Annotated in this window: 14 protein-coding genes; 6 read left to right on the top strand and 8 right to left on the bottom strand. The window is 70.9% G+C overall.

Features of this window, described 5'->3' with window-relative positions; all coding sequences use genetic code 11:
• Positions 1–5: 5 nt before the first annotated feature.
• Together ASD11_RS04860 and ASD11_RS04855 are read right to left on the bottom strand one after the other, a co-directional pair.
• Positions 6–518 carry an LPXTG cell wall anchor domain-containing protein gene (locus ASD11_RS04860; RefSeq protein ID WP_056284047.1) on the bottom strand — a complete coding sequence of 171 codons (513 nt, stop codon included), beginning with the start codon at positions 516–518 and terminating at the stop codon, positions 6–8.
• Between the two features lie 62 nt (positions 519–580).
• Positions 581–1,210 (bottom strand): TetR family transcriptional regulator, encoded by a 630-nt coding sequence (locus ASD11_RS04855; protein ID WP_235503238.1) that lies wholly within the window; start codon positions 1,208–1,210, stop codon positions 581–583.
• A gap of 161 nt (positions 1,211–1,371) precedes the next feature.
• Between ASD11_RS04855 and ASD11_RS04850 the strand changes: the two genes are divergently transcribed.
• The 6 genes from ASD11_RS04850 (at position 1,372) to ASD11_RS04825 (ending at position 7,524) form a co-directional block, all read left to right on the top strand.
• Entirely contained in the window at positions 1,372–2,463 is a 1,092-nt protein-coding gene (locus ASD11_RS04850) for a ferredoxin reductase (RefSeq protein WP_056284042.1), read from the top strand.
• 14 nt (positions 2,464–2,477) lie between these two features.
• Positions 2,478–3,749 (top strand): fatty acid desaturase family protein, encoded by a 1,272-nt coding sequence (locus ASD11_RS04845; protein WP_056284037.1) that lies wholly within the window; start codon positions 2,478–2,480, stop codon positions 3,747–3,749.
• A gap of 119 nt (positions 3,750–3,868) precedes the next feature.
• A complete protein-coding gene (locus tag ASD11_RS04840; RefSeq protein ID WP_056284031.1) occupies positions 3,869–5,140 on the top strand; it encodes an NAD(P)/FAD-dependent oxidoreductase in 1,272 nt (423 codons plus the stop codon).
• A 5-nt stretch (positions 5,141–5,145) separates the two neighbouring features.
• Positions 5,146–5,910, top strand: a complete 765-nt coding sequence (locus ASD11_RS04835) for a DUF1365 domain-containing protein (protein WP_056288383.1) — start codon at positions 5,146–5,148, stop codon at positions 5,908–5,910.
• Positions 5,903–7,144: an SAM-dependent methyltransferase gene (locus ASD11_RS04830; RefSeq protein ID WP_056284028.1), complete on the top strand. Its 1,242-nt coding sequence runs from the start codon at positions 5,903–5,905 to the stop codon at positions 7,142–7,144. The genes ASD11_RS04835 and ASD11_RS04830 overlap by 8 nt, the downstream gene beginning before the upstream one ends.
• Positions 7,145–7,233: 89 nt before the next feature.
• Positions 7,234–7,524, top strand: coding sequence for a WhiB family transcriptional regulator (locus ASD11_RS04825; protein ID WP_056284026.1), 291 nt, complete (start codon positions 7,234–7,236; stop codon positions 7,522–7,524).
• A 51-nt stretch (positions 7,525–7,575) separates the two neighbouring features.
• Here the strand turns inward: ASD11_RS04825 and ASD11_RS04820 are convergent, their stop codons facing one another.
• The 6 genes from ASD11_RS04820 to cmk all read right to left on the bottom strand — a co-directional run bounded on the left by ASD11_RS04820 (position 7,576) and on the right by cmk (position 15,411).
• Positions 7,576–8,727, bottom strand: a complete 1,152-nt coding sequence (locus ASD11_RS04820) for a DUF3152 domain-containing protein (protein WP_056284023.1) — start codon at positions 8,725–8,727, stop codon at positions 7,576–7,578.
• 2 nt (positions 8,728–8,729) lie between these two features.
• Positions 8,730–11,645, bottom strand: a complete 2,916-nt coding sequence (locus ASD11_RS04815) for a bifunctional [glutamine synthetase] adenylyltransferase/[glutamine synthetase]-adenylyl-L-tyrosine phosphorylase (protein ID WP_056284020.1) — start codon at positions 11,643–11,645, stop codon at positions 8,730–8,732.
• A gap of 69 nt (positions 11,646–11,714) precedes the next feature.
• The gene (locus tag ASD11_RS04810; protein WP_200940147.1) at positions 11,715–12,545 is read right to left on the bottom strand and encodes a pseudouridine synthase; all 831 of its coding nucleotides are present in this window, start codon (positions 12,543–12,545) and stop codon (positions 11,715–11,717) included.
• Between the two features lie 97 nt (positions 12,546–12,642).
• Entirely contained in the window at positions 12,643–13,983 is a 1,341-nt protein-coding gene (gene der / locus ASD11_RS04805) for a ribosome biogenesis GTPase Der (protein ID WP_056284015.1), read from the bottom strand.
• A complete protein-coding gene (locus tag ASD11_RS04800) occupies positions 13,976–14,701 on the bottom strand; it encodes a lysophospholipid acyltransferase family protein (protein WP_056284012.1) in 726 nt (241 codons plus the stop codon). Before ASD11_RS04800 ends, der begins: the two co-directional genes overlap by 8 nt.
• Positions 14,698–15,411 (bottom strand): (d)CMP kinase, encoded by a 714-nt coding sequence (gene cmk, locus ASD11_RS04795; RefSeq protein WP_056284007.1) that lies wholly within the window; start codon positions 15,409–15,411, stop codon positions 14,698–14,700. Before cmk ends, ASD11_RS04800 begins: the two co-directional genes overlap by 4 nt.
• Positions 15,412–15,413 lie beyond the last annotated feature (2 nt).

Genomic DNA, 15,413 nt, shown 5'->3' with positions numbered 1-15,413 from the left:
AAGAACTAGCTGCGGCGACGCGCCAGGGTGACCGAGCCCGCGACGGCGAGGACGACACCGAGCACGATGACCCAGAAGGCGAGTCCGCCGGTGTTGGGCAGGATGCCCGAGAGCCCGTCGTTGCCGGCGTTGCCGACACCGTCGCCGAGGTCGGCTCCGCCGGCGGCCTGGTCGGTGCACTTGGGCAGGTTGATCGTGGCGGTGCGCGTGAGCGAGCCGCCGTCGTAGGTCTGGACGGCGCGGAGCGTGACGCTCTGGCCGGCCTTGGCCTTCTTGGTGGAGAAGTCCACGGCGAAGTTCTTGCCCGAGCCGGTCTTGGTCTGACCGAGGTAGGTCACGGTCCAGTCGCCGTCGACGCTGGACTTGCCGATGAACGGCAGGGGCTGCCCGATGCAGACGTCGGGATCGATGATGATCGCGACGGTCGGGTCAGGGTAGGCGTCGTCGGCCGCGGACGCGGCAACGCCCGGCAGCACGAGGCCGAGCGCGAGCAGGACGGTTGCACAGAACTTCCACATGCAACCATGATCCATCACGAACGCCCTCCCGTCAGGTGAACACGCGACGTGTATCGAGAGTTTCAGCTCTTCCAGTCCCTGAAACCCAGGACGATGAGTCGCATCTCACGTCGGGCCTTGCGCTTGATGTCCTCTTCGAGGTCGGTCCGGCCGTCCGGGATCCCGATGACCTGCTCGGCCCGGTAGACCATGTTCCTGACGAAGAGCCCCGAGGCCATCTTGACGTCTTCCCCCGACCAGCTGTCGATGTTGGGCAGCCGCGCCAGCATGACGGCGAGCTCGGAGATGAAGAGCTCGAGCTCACGCTGGATGGCCTCGCGCACCAGCGGCGAGCCGCTCGTGCGCTCCCGGGCGACGAAGCCGAAGTGCGCCTTGTTCTGCTTCACGACACGCACGAGGATCTCGGCGGACGCGTCGATGATGTCGGCGAAGGTGTCGGGATCGCGCTGTGCGTCGCGGATCATGGCGCGCAGCGTCTCGAACGACTGACCGACGAGCGCCAGGCCGACGTCGTCCATCGAGGAGAAGTGCCGGTAGAAGGCGGTGGGAACCACGCCGGCCTCACGGGTGACCTGGCGCAGGCTCACCTGGGCGAACCCGACCGTCCCGCTCAGCTCGAGGGCCGCGTCGAGGATGGCCTGACGCGTGCGCTCCTTCTGCGCCTGGCGGGTCAGGGCGGTCGTCTCGCTCACCGTTCCAGCCTATCGTCCGGTTTCGGTGCACACGCATTCACCGGGTGCGCCACGTCACGAGCCCTGGTGGTTGCGTTGAAGCCCAGTCCGAGGCACAATTTCAGTGTACGCACGTTCACTGAACGTTACCGAGCAGTAGAGCTCGATCCAGGAGGAGAGACATGGGCATCGTCCGCCGCGCACTCGGCTCGCGAGCCGTCGCGACCCTGACGTCTCCGCACACCGTCGACCACTACCTCGACCTCGTGCACCCCATGCTCACCGTCGACCTGGTCCGGGCCCGCGTCGTGGAGGTCATCCAGGAGACGGGCGTCGCCAGCACCGTCGTCCTGCGCCCCAACGGCGCCTGGAAGGGCTTCGTGCCCGGACAGCACGTGCAGTTCGGCGTCGAGGTCGACGGGACCCGTCGCGTCCGGGTCTTCTCGGTCTCCAGCTCCACGGAGAACCGCGACGGCACCTTCACGGTCTCGGTGAAGGCGCACCCCGACGGCTACGTCTCGCAGTTCCTGCGCAACGGCCTCACGAAGGGCACCGTCGTCCACCTCTCGCAGGCCGAGGGCGAGTTCGTGCTGCCCGACACGCTGCCCGGACACGTCGCCCTCGTGAGCGGCGGGTCCGGCATCACGCCGGTCATGTCGATGGCTCGCTCCCTGCGCGACCGCGGGCACGCCGGTCGCATCACCTTCCTGCACTACGCCAAGTCGCGCGAGGACGAGATCTTCTCCGACGAGCTCGACACGCTGGCCGCGTCGCTCCCCGACGCGCAGGTGGTGCGCGTCTACACACGCGCCCCCGAGGAGGACGCGCCGCTCAGCGGACGCTTCCACGTCGACCACCTCAAGCACCTCGGGGTCGATCCCGTCGACACCCTCACCTTCGCGTGCGGTCCGGCCGGTCTCATCGCCGCCGTGCGCGACACGTACGAGGAGCTCGGCGCCCTGGACCAGCTCCGGGTCGAGTACTTCAAGGTCCCGTCGGTCGACCTCGACGCGGCCGACGCCACCGGCACCCTGTCGTTCGAGGCGAGCGAGACCGCCGCCGACAACTCCGGCGCCACCATCCTCGAGCAGGCCGAGGCCGCCGGGCTCAAGCCCGACTTCGGCTGCCGGATGGGCGTCTGCAACACCTGCGCCGTCAAGAAGCTCAGCGGCGCCGTCCGCCACGTCGTCACCGGCGAGGTCGGCGCCAACACCGACGAGACCATCAAGGTCTGCGTCCAGGTCCCCGTCGGCGACGTCGTCGTCGATCTCTGAGGAGGGAAGAGAACATGTCGAAGAAGCGCGCACCCATCGAGCCGCTCTCCGCGAGCTCGCACAACGAGGCACCCCAGCCGCTCGTCGGCTCCGACGCCACCAAGCAGTCCACCATCGGGCTCGAGTACATGAGCTATGAGGAGCTGGAGGACTTCGGGCACGAGCTCGACGGGATCCGCCAGCGCACCCTGGACTCACTCGGCCAGGCCGACGCCGACTACATCCGCCGCGTCATCAAGGTGCAGCGCACCTTCGAGGTGCTCGGCCGCATCGGCATCTTCACGCCGTTCTTCTGGCCGACCTTCGTCGCCGGCATCGTGTTCCTCGGTCTCTCCAAGATCATCGAGAACATGGAGATCGGCCACAACGTCATGCACGGCCAGTACGACTGGATGAACGACCCGCTCGTCGACGGCAAGCGCTACGAGTGGGACAACGTGGCACCGGCCCAGGACTGGAAGCACGGCCACAACTACATCCACCACACGTACACCAACATCCACGGCATGGACCGCGACATCGGCTACGGCCTGCTGCGCATCGACAACGACCAGCCCTGGTACCCGAGCCACCGGTTCAACCTGCCGGCCGCCTTCCTGCTCATGCTCTTCTTCGAGTGGGGCGTGATGTACCACGGCATCGAGCTCGACGAGTACCTCGGCGGCAAGATGAGCAAGAAGGACTTCCGCGACCGCAAGAGCCGCGCCGCCCGCAAGGCGCGTCGTCAGGTGCTCAAGGACTACGTGGCCTACCCGGCCATCGCGCTCGCCCTCGTCCCCTTCGTCGGCTGGTGGGCTCCCCTCGCGGTGATCGGCGCCAACTTCGTGGCCAACCTGATCCGCAACATCTGGACGTTCCTCATCATCTTCTGCGGCCACTTCCCGGCCGAGGTCCAGACCTTCGCCGAGGAGGACGCGCAGAACGAGACGCGCGGCCAGTGGTACCTGCGTCAGCTGCTCGGCTCGGCCAACATCTCGGGCAGCGCGCCGTTCCACATCCTGAGCGGCAACCTGAGCCACCAGATCGAGCACCACCTCTTCCCCGACATCCCGGCGCGGCGCTACCCCGAGGTCGCCCAGGAGATCCGGGCCATCTGCGAGCGTCACGGCCTCCAGTACAACTCCGGTCGCCTGTCCAAGCAGCTCGCGAGCGTGGCCCGTCAGCTGGGGGCCTACTCCAAGAAGCCCTCGGACCCGCTGCTGCAGGGCAAGAGCCCCGAGGCCAAGGCCGTGCGTCGCGCCAAGCGCGAGGCGGCCAAGGCTGCCCAGGAGACGGTGGACGCCTGAGTCCTCGAGCCTCGACGGAGCGGGTGCGACACAATGGTGTCGTGCCCACCTTGTCGTCGTCACCGGTGATGGTTGTCACCTCCACCCATCCGACACGCGCCTGAGGACGAACTACCTACATGAGGCCAACAGTCGCAGTCGTCGGGTCCGGGGTCTCCGGACTCACGGCCGCCTACACGCTGCGCACGACCCACGACGTCACGCTCCTCGAGGCGGACGACCGGTTCGGTGGCCACGCCCACACGCACACGGTGCCGGTGGAGGGCGAGCCCGACCATCGCGTCGACAGCGGGTTCATCGTGCACAACGATCGCACCTACCCGCTGCTCCAGCAGCTGTTCCGCGACCTCGACGTGGCCGTGCACCCCACCGAGATGAGCATGAGCATCGCGTGCGACGGCTGCGGGCTCCAGTACGCCGGCGGCCGCGGCGGCAAGGGCCTCTTCGCCCAGCGTCGGCGCGTCCTCGACCCGCGATACATCCGGATGCTCTTGGGCGTGAAGCGCTTCCAGAAGCTCGCGATCGCCCTGCTCGAGACGCCGGAGTCGGCCGACGAGCCGCAGACCTACGGCGACTTCCTGCGGGTCCACGGATTCTCCGAGCACTTCCTGCGCCACTACGCGATCCCCGTGGTGGCCTGCGTGTGGTCCTCGGGCACCGAGACCGCCCTCGACTACCCGGCGCGCTACCTCTTCACGTTCCTGCGGCACCACGGCTTCCTGTCCATCAAGGGCTCGCCGCAGTGGTTCACCGTCCAGGGCGGGTCCAACGAGTACGTCCGTCGTCTCGTCGAGCGCCTCGCCGACGCCCGCAGCAGCAGCCCGGTCCGGTCCGTCTCGCGGACCCGCGACGGCGTCGAGATCCGCACCGGCGACGGTGAGGTCCTGACGTTCGACTCGGTGGTGATCGCCACGCACGCCGACGACGCGCTCGCGCTCCTCACCGACGCCACCCCGGACGAGAAGCGGGTCCTCGGCGCCTTCGAGTACTCCCACAACGAGACGCTCCTGCACACCGACGGCGCGCAGCTGCCCTCGGCCGAGCAGGCCAAGGCCTCGTGGAACTTCCGCATGGACGCCTGCGACGCCGACGGCGCCCCCGTGGTCACGTACTGGATGAACAAGCTCCAGGGCCTCGAGAGCCGCCAGGACTTCCTGGTCACGCTCAACGCCGCCGAGTCCATCGACCCCGAGACGGTCATCGCCCGCATGCAGTACACGCACCCCATCTACACCCCGGCGTCCGTGGCGGCCCAGTCCGAGCTGCCCGACCTCAACACCGCTGCCACGGTCTTCGCCGGCGCCTACCACGGGTGGGGCTTCCACGAGGACGGCTGCCGCTCCGGCGTGCAGGCCGCCGAGGCCGTCCGCTCCGCCGTCACGGTGGCGTGAGCGGCATGAGCCAGCCCGTCGTCCCCGCGCTCCCCGCCCTCGTGGTGGGGAAGGTCGGGCACGCCCGCCGCGGGCCGATCGAGCACCGGTTCTCCTACCGCGTCTACCAGTGGCTCGTCGACGTCGACGACCTGCCGCGGATGCCCCGCTGGCTGCGCGCCTTCTCCACCTTCAAGGCGTCCGACCACCTGGGCGACCCGAGCTCCTCCATCCGCCGGAACATCGAGGCCCTGTGCCGCGAGCACGACATCGACGTGACCGGCCACCGCCTCGTCATGCTCGCCAACGCGCGCGTCCTGGGCCACACCTTCGACCCGCTCAGCGTGTTCTGGGCGATCGACGACGACGGCCACGTGGACACGATCGTCGCCGAGGTCCACAACACCTACGGAGAACGGCACGCCTACGTGCTGCGTCCCGACGAGGCCGGCCGGGCCGAGACCACGAAGGACTTCTACGTCTCCCCGTTCTTCACCGTGGAGGGCAAGTACGACCTGCGCTTCCGGCTCGGTCCCGACCGGGTCTCCTCCACCATCGTCCTGCGCCAGGGCGGCACCGCCATCTTCAGCGCCACGTTCGGCGGCGAGGTCCGACCGGCCACCCCCGGCCGGCTCGCCCGCGTGCTCCTGACGCACCCCTTCATGACCCAGCGCGTCAGCGCGCTCATCCGCATCCACGGCGTGTGGCTGTGGCTCCGACGGCTCCCCGTCGTGGCCCGGTCGCCGCACCGACTCACCTCCACCGCACCCCAGAGGAGCCCTCATGACTGACACGCTCGCCACTCGCTGGCCCGGCATCGCCTCCACGCCCAGCACGCCCTTCAAGGCCCGCGTGGCCCGCGCCATCCTGCGCCCCTCCGTGAGCCGCTTCCCCGTGCGCCTCACGTTCGCCGACGGGCGCCGCTGGGGCGCCGGCGGACCCGACGCGCCCGAGATGCACGTCGTGCGTCCCTCGGCGTTCTTCAACCGCCTGGGAGCCGAGACCAAGATCGGCCTGGGCGAGGCCTACATGGCCGGCGACTGGACCACGGGTCCCGACACCGACCTCGCCGACCTCCTCACCCCGTTCGCGGCGCGCCTCACGAGCATCGTGCCGCCGTCGCTGCAGAAGTTCCGCGCGTTCGTCGACGAGCGCCTCCCGAGCCACGAGCGCAACACCGTGGAGGGCTCGCGCTCCAACATCGGGCGGCACTACGACCTCTCCAACGAGCTGTTCGCCGAGTTCCTCGACCCGACCATGACGTACTCGGCGGCCTGGTTCGCCTCCGCCGACGAGGACCTGCAGACGGCGCAGGAGCGCAAGATCGACGGCATCCTCGACCAGGCCCGCGTCGGCGAGGGCACGCGTGTCCTCGAGATCGGCAGCGGCTGGGGCGCCCTCGCCATCCGCGCCGCCCAGCGCGGCGCCGTCGTCACGACCGTCACGATCTCCCAGGAGCAGGCCGCCCTCGCGGTCCAGCGCTTCGAGGAGGCCGGCGTGGCCGACCGCATCGACCTGCGCCTGCAGGACTACCGCGACGTCACCGGCGAGTTCGACGCCATCGTGAGCGTCGAGATGATCGAGGCCGTGGGCGAGGAGTTCTGGCCCACCTATTTCGCCAAGATCGACAGCCTGCTCGCTCCCGGCGGCGCCGTGTCCATCCAGGCGATCCTCATGGCCGACCACCGCTACAAGGCCACCCGCAACTCCTACGGCTGGATCCAGAAGTACATCTTCCCGGGCGGCCTCATCCCCTCCCCCGAGGCCATCAACCGCACGCTGGCCGAGCACACCACGCTGCGGGTGAGCGAGACCCGCTCGCTGGGCCCGGACTACGCGCGCACGCTGCGCCTGTGGCGCGAGCGCTTCAACGAGCGCTGGCCCGTCATCGCAGAGCAGGGCTTCGACGAGACGTTCCGCCGCATGTGGGAGTTCTACCTCGCCTACTGCGAGGCCGGCTTCGGCGTCGGCTACCTCGACGTCGCGCAGCTGCAGATGACGCGCCACCCCGTCGCCACGGCCTAGTCCTTCCGGACTAGAAACTTGCGTCACCGACCCATCCGCCCGGCGGGTCAGTGACGAACCACTGGTGAAGCCCCCCAAAGGAGATCACCGTGGCCAGCACCTCGCGCCTTCCCATGCCGCTGCAGGAGTCGTACGACTGGCAGTACGACGGTGCCTGCCGCACGGCCAACCCGGAGACGTTCTTCTCCCCGGAGTCCGAGCGCGGTCCGCGTCGGCGCTCCCGTGAGGCAGCAGCGAAGGCCATGTGCAACGTGTGCCCCGTGGTCCGCCAGTGCCTCCAGCACGCCTTGGAGGTCCAGGAGCCCTACGGCGTCTGGGGCGGCCTCAACGCCACCGAGCGCGAGCACATCCTGCGCGCGGCCCGCACCAAGGCCAGCTGACGGCTGACCCACCATGGCCCGCGGGCCGTGGATGATCCACCGCTCAGCGGATCAGGGTGCCTTCCAGCCGTAGCGGGGCAGACCCAGCTCGCTCACCTTGGGCCAGGGGTTGGCCTTGCAGCCCGCCAGACCCTTGGACTGCTGCATCATGACCGGCGCGGTCTTGCCCTTCCCGCCGCAGCCGGCGTGGTTCTTCTCGAACCAGTGCCCCGTCTCGTGGTTCACGACGAGATGGCGGTAGTCGCGCACCGAGCGGTCGGCCTTCTTCCAGCCGGGGGTGGCCGTGCGCCAGCGCGTCTCGTTGATGATGACGTAGCGACCGACCCGACAGCTGTACGTGGAGCTGCAGCCGCTGGAGTACGACGGCACCCGCGACGCCTTGGCCAGCACGAGCGTGAACGACCCGCCCTTGCTCACGCGCTTGAACCGCACCCCGGCTCCTCGCCAGCCCCGCGCGTCGGCGTAGGTCTGCGCGGTCTGCTTGATGAACGTGGAGAGGCTCGAGGAGGAGGAGCCGTTCTTCACGACGCGGTAGGTGACGGTCTTGCGCACGTCACGACGGTGCAGCACCGTCGTGGTGGCCGAGGCCGTGACGACCTTGGGCTCGTGGAGCGCGCGGGTGGCACGGACGCGGAACGCGAGCCGGTGACCCACGTCGCCGGGAGCGATCCGGTACGTGCGCGAGGTGGCCCCTGCGATCGCCCGTCCGTCGCGCAGCCAGCGGTAGGCCAGGCGCGGCGTCCCGCCCCTCCACGTGCCGCCGAGGGCCGTGAGGGTGCGACCGAAGCGTCGCGTGCCGGAGACGGAGGGGTTCTTGGTGACCACGAGGCTCGCCCAGCGCACGGCTGCGGTCCGGTTGGACACGGCGGTGGTGTCGGCCCGGTCGGGAGCGGAGGCCACGACCTGCGCGGAGATGCGGTCGCCCCAGTCGGCCTTGGTGAGCGGGTACGTGAGGCCGGTGCGGCCCGTGCTGACGCCGTTGCGGAGCCACAGCACCGCGGTGGTCGCCTCGGCAGGCTCGTACGTCCCCGGGCTGACCCGGAGCGTGGAGCCCGTCCGGGCGGTGCCCGAGACGACCGGAGTCTTCACGACGGCGACCGGCACGGGCTCGACTCCGGGATCGGCCTCCGCCGCCACGGCCGGCACCGCCGACATGACGCTCGAGAGCAGCGCTGCGACCACGACCACACCCAGACGACCCATGTTCACTCCCAGAAGACGCGCTCGACGACCTGTCGAGCCTGGCGGGTCGAGCGCAGGTACTCGTCGACCATGCGTTCCCCGCCGTCCAGACCGTACCCGAGAAGGTGCGCGACGCCGGCCCTTTCGTCAGCCTGCTGCACCATGGACTCCGCAGCCTTGGCCCGCAGCAGCACGATGGCGTTGCGGATCCGGCTCACGATGCGCCACGAGGTGGTGAGCGTCTCGGCGTCGGACGCCGACAGCAGCTCGGCCTCGGCGGCGGCCGCCAGGGCCTCGAGGGTGCGCGGGGTGCGCAGGCCCGGCACGGCGTGGGCGTGCTGCAGCTGGAGCAGCTGGACCGTCCACTCGACGTCGGCCAGACCGCCACGGCCCAGCTTGAGGTGCGTCGTGGGGTCGGCGCCGCGCGGGAGCCGCTCGGAGTCGACGCGGGCCTTGATGCGACGGATCTCGCGCACCTCGGCCTCGCTCATCCCGCCCTCGGGCCACCGGAGGGGGTCGATGAGCTGGGTGAACCGCGCGCAGAGGTCGGGATCGCCCACCGAGGGACGGGCCCGCAGCAGGGCCTGCGCCTCCCACACCGCCGACCACTTCTCGTAGTACGAGGCGTAGGCGCCGAACGAGCGCACGAGCGGTCCGTTGCGGCCGTCGGGGCGCAGGTCGGCGTCCACCTCGAGCGGCGGGTCGTCCGACGGGGCGGAGAGCATCTTGCGCAGCAGGGTGGCCACGGCCGTGGCGGCCTTCGAGGCCTCGCCGCTGTCGGCCCCGGGCAGCGGGTCGTGCACGAACATGACGTCGGCGTCGGAGCCGTAGCCCGACTCGTGGCCACCGAGACGTCCCATGAGCACGACCGACATGCGGGTGGGCATGTCGCCGCGCTCGGCCTTGACCGCGGTGGTGGCTGCCACGAGGGCCGCCTCGAGGGTGGCCTCGGTGACGTCGGACAACGCCTGGCCCACCGTGTCGATGTCCAGATGGCCCAGGACGTCGGCGATGCCGATGCGCGAGAGCTCTCGGCGACGGACGCGCCGGACGGCCTTGATGGCCTCGTCCGGCTTGGCGTGCCGCTCGGCGGCCAGGATCATCTCGCCGCTCAGCCGTTCGAGGTCGAGCGGGTGCAGGGCTGTGGCATCTCCCAGGAGCGCCACCGAGTCCGGGGCCCGGAGGATCAGGTCGGTCACGTAGCGGCTCGAGGCCACGACGCGGGCCAGCTGCTCGGCGCCCTGTCCCTCGTCGCGCAGCTTGCGGAGGTACCAGTGCGTCTCGCCCAGCGTCTCGGAGATCTTGCGGAAGGCCAGCAGGCCCGCGTCGGGGTCGGGAGACTCCGCGAACCACTCGAGCATCGCGGGCAGGAGCGACTTGAGGATGGCCGCACGACGCGACAGCCCCGAGGTGAGGGCCTGGATGTGGGCCAGCGCACCCTTGGGGTCGACGAAGCCGAGCGCCCGCAGCCGCGCCTCGGCCGCCTCCGGGGTGAGGCGTAGCCCGTCGGCCGGGAGCGAGGCCACGGCCTCGAGCAGCGGACGGTAGAAGAGCTTCTCGTGCAGGCGTCGCACCTGGCGCCGGTGCGCGGCCCACTCCTTCTCCAGGTTGGCGGCCGGGTCCTGGCGGAAGCCCATGGACCGGCCGAGGCGACGCAGGTCCTCGGTGTCCTCCGGGACGATGTGGGTGCGCTGCAGGCGGAACAGCTGGATGCGGTGCTCGAGGGTGCGCAGGAACTCGTACGCCTCCTCCATGGCCGCGCCGTCGCGCCGACCGACGTACCCGCCGTCGATGAGCTCCTGGAGGGCCACGAGCGTCGTGGGGCTGCGGATGGACTCGTCGCCGCGACCGTGCACGAGCTGCAGCAGCTGCACCGCGAACTCGACGTCGCGCAGCCCGCCCGAGCCGAGCTTCAGCTGGCGCTCGCGCTGCCCGTGGGGGATGTTCTCGATGACCCGCCGACGCATGGCCCGCACGTCGCGCACGAAGTCCGGGCGCGTGCTGGCCTGCCAGACGAGCGGACCGACGGCATCCACGTACTCCTGGCCGAGCTTCTCGTCGCCGGCGGCGAAACGGGCCTTGAGCAGGGCCTGGAACTCCCACGTGGAGGCCCAGCGCTCGTAGTACGTGAGGTGGCTCGTGAGGGTGCGCACGAGCGGGCCGGAGCTGCCCTCGGGTCGCAGGTTGGCGTCGACCTCCCAGATGACGCCCTCCGACGTGTGCTGGGAGCAGAGCCGCATGGTGGCTGCCGCGAGGCGCGTGGCGACCTGCGCCGCCTGCCCGTCGACGTCGTCGTCGGTGGGCTCGTGGACGAAGATCACGTCGACGTCGCTGTGGTAGTTGAGCTCGCGGCCGCCGGTCTTGCCCATGGCGACGACGGCGAGGCGACAGCGGTCGGCCTCGGGCTCCTCGGACCGGGCGATCCGCAGCGCGGCACCGAGGGTGGCGACGGCGAGGTCGGCCAGCTCGCCCGAGGACTGCTCGAAGGTCGTGAGCGCCGTGAGGTCGCGCGCCGCCAGGTGCAGGAGCTTGCGGTAGTAGGCGACCCGCAGCTCGTCGGCCGTGGTGGCCTCCTCCATCTGCCGGCGGCGGGTCTCCAGGTCGAGCGGCTGGGTCTTGAGCTCGTCCTGGGCCAGGTCGAGCAGGTGCTCGGGATGGCGAGCCAGGAATCCCCCGAGTCCCTCGCTCGTGCCCAGCACGATGAGCAGCCGGTGCCGCAGCTCGTCGTCGGAGCGCAGCGTGCTCAGGAGTCGCTCGGCGCCCCAGCTGTCGGCGATGTCGACGAGGGAGCCGAGCGCGGAGTCCGGGCTCGCCACGGACGCGATCTGCTCCACCAGGGCGTCGTCGATGCCGGGCAGCAGGGCGAGGTTGGCGACGGCCCGCTCCCCGTCGCGGAAACCGCGGCGGGCCAGGGCGAGATCAGGAGTCGGCGAGGCCACGACGTCAGGTTACGGGAGTGTTGCCCCGGGCCGGACCACCTGTCGAAGCAGCGCCGCGGCCCGGGCGCGTCAGGGGCCGTCCGGCGGCGCGAGCGGGAGCGTCCGACGGCTCACGAACGAGCGGTCCGTGCCGTCCACGGGGTCGGTGAACGACAGCTCGGCGGCCAGCAGCTGCAGCGGGGTGCTGAAGTCGTCGACGGCGACGTCGAGGACCTCCGGGTAGAGGGGGTCGCCCAGGATGGGGACACCCAGCCCGCACAGGTGGACGCGCAGCTGGTGGGTCTGGCCGGTGGACGGCGTGAGCCGGTACACGGCCAGGTCGCCCAGCACCTGCTCCACCTCGACGAGTGTCTCGGCGTTCACTGCGGCACCGGGCACCACCGACACCTGCCACGCACCGCGGTCCTTGCGCAGGTGGTCGCGGACGACGAGGGGAGTCGCCAGGTCCGGCCGGTGAGGGGCGAGGGCCCGATAGACCTTCCGGACCTGTCGTGCGGCGAAGAGCTCCTGGTACGCGCCCCGCCAACGCTTCTCGGTGGTCAGGACCAGCACCCCCGACGTCACCCGGTCGAGCCGGTGCGCGGGCGAGAGCTCGGGCAGACCCAGCTCGTCGCGCAGCCGGACCACGACGCTCTGCCGCACGTGCCGACCCCGCGGGATGGTGGAGAGGAACGCGGGCTTGTCCACCACCACGATCCGCTCGTCGTGGTGCAGCACGTCGGGCGAGCCCGGCACGACCGGCTCGTCGCGCAGCTCGCGGTGGAACCAGACGAAGGTGTGGGGACGGTACGGCTCGTCCTCCAGCACGGCGGAGCCGTCCTGGTGCACGAACCCGCCCGCCTCGAGCATCCCGGCGACGTCGACCCCGGTGGGCAGCTTGGTCCGCAACCACTCCCCCATGGTGCTCCAGGGCGCAGCGCCGACACCCCGGTCGGGCGTGCGCACCCACGCCGCGCCGAGCGCGTGGCGCGGCGGCAGCGGCGACCGGGGCGGCACGTCAGCGCTTGCGCTTCTCGCGCGGTCGCTGCGTGATGTGGATGGGCGTGCCCACGAACCCGAAGTGCTCGCGCAGACGGCGCTCGATGTAGCGCATGTAGCCGGCCTCGAGCTTGCCCGACGTGAAGAGCACGAACGTCGGCGGCGCCACGGAGGCCTGCGTGCCGAAGAGGACCTTGGGCTGCTTCCCGCCGCGGACGGGGTGCGGGTGCTCGGCCACCATCCGGCCGAGGAACGAGTTGAACGCGCCGGTGCCGATGCGGGTCTCCCAGCCCTCGAGCGCGGAGTCGATGGCGCGCACCAGGCGGTCGACGTGCCAGCCGGTGCGTGCCGTGATGTTGATGCGGGGAGCCCACTGCACCTGCACGAGCTCGCGCTCGATCTCGCGCTCGAGGTAGTACTGGCGCTCCTCGTCGACGAGGTCCCACTTGTTGAAGGCGATGACGAGCGCGCGACCGGTCTCGGCCACGGAGGTGATGATCCGGGTGTCCTGCTCCGTGAGCGGCTTGTCGGCCTCCACGATCATGACGGCCACCTCGGCCCGCTCGATGGCGGTGTTGGTGCGCAGGCTCGCGTAGTACTCGTGGCCCGAGGCCTCGCGCACCTTGCGCCGGATGCCGGCGGTGTCGATGAAGCGCCACTCGCGTCCGCCGAGGGTGATGAGCTCGTCGACGGGGTCGACGGTGGTGCCTGACGCGTCGTCGACGACGACGCGCTCCTCGCGGGCCAGGATGTTGAGCAGGCTCGACTTGCCGACGTTGGGCTTGCCGACGATGGCCACGCGGCGCGGGCCGCCCACCTCTTCCTCCTCCTCGCCGGGGGCCTCCGGGAGGGCCTCGAGGACCGCGTCGAGCAGGTCGCCCGAGCCGCGACCGTGCAGGGCGGAGACGGGATAGGGCTCACCGAGCCCGAGGTTCCACAGACCGGCGGCCTCCATCTCGCCACGCTGGTCGTCGACCTTGTTGGCGGCGAGGACGACCGGCTTGTCCGCAGCCCGCAGGATGCGCACGACCGCCTCGTCGGCGTCGGTGATGCCGACGTTGGCGTCCACGACGAACAGGACGGCGTCGGCGGCCTGGATGGCGATCTCGGCCTGGGCCGCGATGCGCTCGGCGAGACCGCGCGCGTCGGGATCCCAGCCGCCGGTGTCGACCACCGTGAAGTAGCGGCCGTTCCAGTTGGCCTCGTAGGGGACGCGGTCCCGGGTGACACCCGGGACGTCCTCGACGACCGCCTCGCGACGGCCGATGATGCGGTTGACGAGGGTCGACTTGCCCACGTTGGGGCGGCCGATGACGGCGAGCACCGGGAGGCGACCGCCTGTATCGATGACGTCAGACAACGGTCGTTCCTTCCGGGAGCGGTCCGGGCAGCGACAGCTGCCCGACGCGCTGCGCCCACACGAGGTGGTCACGCAGGTGGTGATGGATCTGGGCGCCGACCTCGGCCACGGTGCTCGACGGGCGCGGCCAGGGCTGCGCGTCGAAGCGGATGGGCGAGCCGTACATGAGGTCCAGGGTGGCACCGGGGGCCGGGCGTGACTCCGAGTCGGCCCCGGCGGCCCGCGTGCCGAAGACGGCGACGGGCACCACGGGAGCACCCGTGACGAGCGCCAGCCAGGCGACGCCGTTCTTGATCTCGTGCAGCTCGCCCTCGCCGCGTCGGCCCTCGGGGTAGACCACGACGGCCTGTCCGGCCGCGAGGGCGTCAGCCGCGGCGCGCAGCGCGCCGACGTCGGGCTCCTCGCGCTCGATCTTGACCTGGCCCACGAAGCGCAGCAGCCGTCCGGTCCTGCCCTCGAACGCCTCGGACTTCACGAGGGCGTGCGCGGGACGCGGGGTGCACGCGATGAGCAGCGGGCCGTCCATCCAGCCGATGTGGTTGGCGGCGATGATGACGGGACCCTTCTCGGGGACGTGGTGGGTGCCTCGTTCACGCAGCTTCCAGCGTCGCTCGATGTAGCGGCGCCCGAGGGGTCGCAGGAGCTTCAGCCCGCCTTCCGGCAGGCCGCGAGGGGCATGGCCCACCGCCTGGGCGGCCTCGAGGAGCTGGTCGGTCACGCGGGATCGCCCACCTCGTCGACGAGGGCGACCACGGTGTCGATGACCTGCTCGAGCGTGAGGTGGGTGCCGTCGACCTGCACGGCGCCGTCGGCCCGCACGAGCGGGGACGCCGCGCGCGTGGAGTCGATCTGGTCGCGACGGGCCAACGACTCCGCGGTGGCCGAGGTGTCGGCTGCGCCGGTCTCGGCAGCGCGGCGGGCGGCGCGGGCAGCGGCGTCGGCCACGAGGTAGACCTTCACGGGGGCGTCGGGGGCGACGACCGACCCGATGTCGCGACCCTCGACCACGATGCCGCGACCTGCTTCGAGGACGTCTGCGATGGTCCGACGCTGGAGGTCGACGAGCAGCTCACGGACCCGCGCGACGGTGGCCACGGGGCTCACGTGGTCAGTGACGTCGGAGCCGCGGATGGGCTCGGAGACGTCGGTGCCGTCGGCCTCGATGGTGGGACCGAGCGGGTCGGTGCCGGAGACGATGACGACGCTCTCGGCCTCGCGCGCGACGGCGTCGGCGTCGGACACGTCGGTCCCCCGCTGCAGCAGGGCCCAGGTCATGGCGCGGTACATGGCACCGGTGTCGAGGTACGCGAGCCCGAGCCGCGAGGCGACGCCGCGGGCGGTGCTGGACTTGCCGGAGCCCGACGGTCCGTCGACGGCGACGACGAGACCGGTGGCCCTGCCGTCGTTCGCTCCCTGACGCTCGCTCATGC

The organism is Aeromicrobium sp. Root495 (genome assembly GCF_001426755.1).
In the GTDB taxonomy this organism is placed as follows: Bacteria; Actinomycetota; Actinomycetes; order Propionibacteriales; family Nocardioidaceae; genus Aeromicrobium.
Note: the sequence above shows the minus strand (reverse complement) of the source record. Positions and strands in the feature narration are given on the sequence as shown.